This is a genomic window from Streptomyces pseudogriseolus (assembly GCA_002154585.1).
GTDB classification, from domain to species: domain Bacteria; phylum Actinomycetota; class Actinomycetes; order Streptomycetales; family Streptomycetaceae; genus Streptomyces; species Streptomyces pseudogriseolus.
In genome coordinates, this window is the sequence record MUNG01000651.1 from 1 (window position 1) to 591 (window position 591).

Here is a 591-nt window from a genome sequence, read left to right on the forward strand (position 1 = left end):
CGGCCCGCACCAACGCCGGTGGCTGTTGCCCCGTGGGCGAGGACGGCGGCGCCCCGTGTCAGTGGGGCGTGGCAGGATCGGACACGTGGCAGAGACAGCAGCGAAGAAGACCGACCAGCCCCCCGGCGGAAGCCGCCCGCGCCTGATGCTCATGGACGGGCACTCCCTGGCCTACCGCGCGTTCTTCGCGCTGCCCGCGGAGAACTTCACCACCGCGACGGGCCAGCCGACGAACGCGATCTACGGCTTCGCGTCGATGCTCGCCAACACCCTGCGTGACGAGGCGCCCACGCACTTCGCGGTCGCCTTCGACGTGTCCCGCAAGACATGGCGTTCGGAGGAGTTCACCGAGTACAAGGCGAACCGCTCCAAGACGCCCGACGAGTTCAAGGGNNCGCTCGCCACCCAGGCCGAGGCCGAGGGCTTCGAGGTGCTGATCGTCACCGGTGACCGCGACTCCTTCCAGCTGGTCTCCGACCACACCACGGTGCTGTACCCGACCAAGGGCGTCTCCGAGCTGACCCGGTTCACCCCGGAGAAGGTGTTCGAGAAGTACGGGCTGACGCCCGCGCAGTACCCCGACTTCGCCGC

1 protein-coding gene is annotated in these 591 nt (G+C 69.1%); it reads left to right on the plus strand.

Annotation, left to right across the window (positions count from 1 at the left end; all coding sequences use genetic code 11):
• Positions 1 to 85: 85 nt before the first annotated feature.
• Positions 86 to 591 (plus strand): 5'-3' exonuclease (locus tag CCN29_RS36650; RefSeq protein WP_442538677.1); only part of this gene is annotated, 506 nt, incomplete at its 3' end.